Source organism: Capnocytophaga sp. oral taxon 338 str. F0234 (assembly GCF_000192225.1).
Taxonomy (GTDB): domain Bacteria; phylum Bacteroidota; class Bacteroidia; order Flavobacteriales; family Flavobacteriaceae; genus Capnocytophaga.
The window spans coordinates 1-2,562 of the sequence record NZ_GL872419.1; the positions used below are offsets into that span (position 1 = coordinate 1).

General features: G+C 33.8%; 2 protein-coding genes and 1 pseudogene. 1 reads left to right on the plus strand and 2 read right to left on the minus strand.

All coding sequences use genetic code 11. The features are described 5' to 3' along the window. A partial coding sequence (locus tag HMPREF9071_RS11555; RefSeq protein WP_009401488.1) for a hypothetical protein occupies positions 1-1,348 on the minus strand: 1,348 nt, incomplete at its 3' end. Between the two features lie 9 nt (positions 1,349-1,357). Next, entirely contained in the window at positions 1,358-1,867 is a 510-nt protein-coding gene (locus HMPREF9071_RS11560; protein ID WP_009401490.1) for a hypothetical protein, read from the minus strand. Here HMPREF9071_RS11560 and HMPREF9071_RS11565 point away from each other — a divergent pair. Then, positions 1,854-2,504 (plus strand): annotated as a pseudogene (locus HMPREF9071_RS11565) (TraM recognition domain-containing protein); the annotation flags it as partial. The gene HMPREF9071_RS11560 and the pseudogene HMPREF9071_RS11565 overlap by 14 nt on opposite strands. Between the last annotated feature and the right edge of the window lie 58 nt (positions 2,505-2,562).

The window sequence follows — 2,562 nt, forward strand, 5'->3', positions numbered from 1 at the left end:
CCCCTTTATAGATGAAGTCATCACTATTCTTTTCAAAAGTATGATCTAACCCAATACTGTGCAAAACTTCGTGTGCAGCAGTTTGCTCACCAGCGTTTAAGAAGCAAAAAGAGTGATTATTCCTAACATCTGTGAAACCCTTATATTTTTCTGATTTCACTCCTACAAGAAAAATTTTATAATAATCATTGTATTTATCTTTAAGTTCCTTATTACCATTATAAAACTTCAATATATGATTTTTAAAAGTTTCCTTATTCATATCCTTTAAATAATATATTCTTTCTTTTTTGTTAAAAGAAGTACATTCCTCTTTAAACTTTTTGTTCTCTTCCTCATTTTCATACTTACAAACTAAATTTTCTTCTTCATCAGGGATTTCAGGGTCTATCATTGCCTGATTAAGGAAGTTTCTCAGAGATTCTTTCCCACCCACAAGTTCTCCCTTATCACTAATACTTATTTTAGTATTAATTATAACAATTTTAATTTCCTTTCTAACTTTATAAAAATTAGGGAGGATAAGCATTGCACCACATAATTTGCCGTCCGCTTTTACTAATAACTTTTGAGGAGTATAAAATTCTTCTTTACAACAAATTGTAAAACAATCCTTCTTTAGATAATTTAGATTTCCATTTTCTAAACTTATTTTATTAAGATCTAACTTAGGTCTCTCTAATGTTAAATATATTACCTCTACAAGAGGATCTTCAAATTCAAAAGTAATATTTTTAGCTTTCTCTTTTCCTTCAAATTTTAAACTAAATGTAGCTTTTCTCCCTTTCCATAATGTTAATATAGGGACAACATAGAAAGGTAATTCCTTTGCAGGATCCTTCCAAGTGATTTTAAACCGAGGGAAAGTTCTAATCAGCCTATTAAACATTTTTTTGTCTTTTATAAACTTATAACTAAAATAATCATCCTGCGTCGCATTCACAGGTGTACCATATTTATGATATTCTTCTATGTTCTTAGGTGTTCCACAGCTATCTATTTCACCCCCAGAATTGGGAATGGGGAAATAATATCTACCCAGTATACAGTACAACGGGTTATCTCCACTTCTCCCTGTATCTCCTGTTCGTATCCAATCAAAACCGTATTCTCCTTTCCAGTTTGAATGAGGTCTAAATTTTACAAGACATTTACTTTCTATTATTGGTATAGAGGTTTCATTTGGCAACTCCATTGGCTCATAATCTCCTACGATAGTGCCTTGTTCTCCTCCCCAATAGTTTGATCCACCAGCAGTACTGACAATACTACCGTCAAAAGTATGAAAAGTAGTATCACCTTTACTGGTCATAATGATATTGCCCTTACAAATTGTAATCTTACTCATAATTTAATCTTAGAAATCAATTGTTTTTTCTCCACTATTGCGTTTAAAAGTTTTATTAGAATTTACATTAATATCAACTTCAGAGCTTATTTCCATATTTTGAGAATGAAATTGTCGTTCTTTTTCTGTATGAGAAATCATATTCCCTTCAAACCTTTCTGTAAAGTTTCCTTGAACAGTTAAACTCATATTACCACATACATCCGTTATTTTCTCTTTACCTACTGTTTCTGTAATATTTATGTTAGCGTCCAAATCAATATTACTAAAAGCTTTTATATTGATATTATTAGCCGTAATATTAATAGTCTCAGGAGCAGAAATTTCTATATTCTTACCTTGAGTATCCAACTTAATCACATTGCCATTCTTATCAGTAAGTAAGATGCTCTCATCTTCGGTAAAGATGAGCTTATGTCCACTTTTGGTATGAATTGCCTTTACGCGATTATCAGCATTGTGATATCCACTCTTTGCCTCACCATTATAATGAGCCCCAAGCACAAAAGGACAACTCAAATCCTCTGTGATTATTGACGAGTTGCCTACTATTTATTTCAGAGGCTTGGACAACCTGATAGCCACAGCCCGAAGTAATAAAGTAGCCGTTTGTTTAGGTTTTCAAGATTATTCACAGCTCACTCGTGATTATGGCGATAAGGAAAGTAAGGTGATACAAAATACGGTGGGGAATATCTTTAGCGGACAAGTAGTAGGGGAAACTGCTAAAACCCTTTCTGAACGTTTTGGAAAGGTATTGCAGAAAAGGCAATCTACCACGATCAACCGCAATGATACCTCTACCTCTATCTCTACACAATTGGATAGTTTGATTCCTGCCAGCAAAATATCCAATCTTACTCAAGGGATGTTCGTTGGGGCAGTCTCTGACAATTTTGATGAACGCATTGACCAAAAAATATTCCACGCACAGATAGTTGTAGACAACGACAAAGTAGCCGCAGAGACCAAATCCTACCAGAAAATCCCCGAAGTCCTCTCCTTTACCGATGCCAATGGTAACGATACCACCAAAGAACAAGTAGAAGCTAATTACCGACAGATAAAGTTAGACGTCATTGAAATCATTGAACGCGAAAAGGAACGCATCGCCAACGACCCTGAGCTAAGGCATTTGATGGAGAAGGACGAATAAATATTTAACTTTCTTCTTGGATATAAGTTTATCTTTCATAAGATAATTTATTATGTTT